The organism is Kitasatospora sp. NPDC004799, from assembly GCF_040609095.1.
Classification (GTDB): domain Bacteria; phylum Actinomycetota; class Actinomycetes; order Streptomycetales; family Streptomycetaceae; genus Kitasatospora.
Genome location: NZ_JBEXJK010000776.1, coordinates 1 through 1,565, shown reverse-complemented (window position 1 = coordinate 1,565; position 1,565 = coordinate 1). Strand labels below are relative to the sequence as shown.

Genomic DNA, 1,565 nt, shown 5'->3' with positions numbered 1-1,565 from the left:
ACGGCGAGGAGGAAGCCGGACAGGCCGCGCCAGACGCTGGTCCAGATGATCGAGAGCAGGGTGCCCTGGTACCAGAGGTCCTGGGCGGAGCGCCAGACGTCGGCGGGGCTGGGCAGCTTGTAGGAGGAGGTCAGCTCCAGGCTGTAGGCCCCCTGCCACAGCGCGAGGACGACCAGGACGCCGATCAGCGGCGGCAGGGCCTTGCCGCGCAGGACCTCACCGAGGGAGCCGCGTTGCGCGGTGACGGCGTCCAGGGCGTCCAGGCCCGCGCCGACGGAGGCGGAGTCCCCGGTGCCGTCGGGGTGGGAGGTCCGCTCCGTCCGATCGGCCAGGCCTGTGCCGCCGGTCCGGTGGTCGGCCCGGTCCAGGACGGGGGCGGTGTCAGTGCTGGACATGGCGTCGGATCTCCCCACGCAGTTGTTCGGTGATCTCGATGGACAGGTCGGCGACGCCGGTGGATTCGATGCGGCGGGGTTGGGGGAGGTCGATGTGCCATTCGCGGGCGACGCGGCCGGGGCGGGAGGAGAGGAGGACGACGCGTTGGGCGAGGCGGACGGCTTCGCGGACGTTGTGGGTGACGAAGAGGACGGTGAGGTGTCGTTCGGCCCAGATGCGGGTGATCTCGTCGTGGAGGACGTCGCGGGTGATGGCGTCGAGGGCGGCGAAGGGTTCGTCCATGAGGAGGACCTTGCTGCCCTGGGCCAGGGCGCGGGCCATGGCGACGCGTTGGCGCATGCCGCCGGAGAGTTCGTGGACGCGTTTGTCGTGGGAGCCGTTGAGGCGGACGAGTTCGAGGAGGCGTTCGGCTTCGGTGCGGCGTTCGGGGCGGGGGACGCCGGCGAGTTTGAGGGCGAGTTCGATGTTCTTGCCGGCGGTGAGCCAGGGGAAGAGGGCGTGCTCCTGGAACATGAGGGCGGGGCGGCCGTCGGGGACGTGGATGGTGCCGGTGGTGGGCTGGTCGAGTCCGGCGACGAGGTTGAGCAGGGTGGACTTGCCGCAGCCGGAGGCGCCGAGGAGGGTGACGAACTCGCCGGGGGCGACGTCGAGGGTGATGTCGTCCAGGACGTGGGTCCGGGCGCCGGGGCGGCCGAAGGACTTGTGGACGTGCGAGATCCGGACGGCGGGTGTGCCGTCGTGGGTGTCGGCGCCGGGGACGTCCGCCGAGGTGGTCAGTGCCGGAGTCATCCGGACACCTCCTGCGTGAGTGGTCATGGGCCCCTCCTGCCCGAGGGCGGGCCAGGAGGGAGAGGTCTCAAGGTCGGGGCCGGGGCCCGGGCCCCGCCCGGTTCCGGTGGGCATCGATCGGGGATCGACCGGGCGGGCGGGGGCCGGACCGCGGAGTCGGAGCGAACGGCGGTGCTGCGGGCGCTACTTGGCGCCGAGCCCGGCGTCCGCGACGGCCGGTTGGCCCTGGGCGGTGAGGACCTTGTTCAGCAGGGTGAGGTCGTAGATGCCGGTCAGGTTCGGCTTCTTGAGGAGTCCGGCGGTGACGGCGTGGTCGGCTTCGGCCTGGAGGGTGTTGGCCAGGGGGTCGTCCAGGAAGTCGATGTCGGCCCAGGCGGGAT

Annotated in this window: 1 protein-coding gene and 2 pseudogenes; all 3 read right to left on the bottom strand. The window is 72.0% G+C overall.

Annotated features, from left to right (window positions below; genetic code table 11):
* A pseudogene (locus tag ABZW03_RS40730) lies at positions 1 to 395 on the bottom strand (ABC transporter permease); the annotation flags it as partial.
* Positions 382 to 1,185 carry an ABC transporter ATP-binding protein gene (locus ABZW03_RS40725; protein ID WP_355269900.1) on the bottom strand — a complete coding sequence of 268 codons (804 nt, stop codon included), beginning with the start codon at positions 1,183 to 1,185 and terminating at the stop codon, positions 382 to 384. The gene ABZW03_RS40725 and the pseudogene ABZW03_RS40730, both read right to left, overlap by 14 nt.
* A 183-nt stretch (positions 1,186 to 1,368) precedes the next feature.
* A pseudogene (locus ABZW03_RS40720) lies at positions 1,369 to 1,565 on the bottom strand (sulfate ABC transporter substrate-binding protein); the annotation flags it as partial.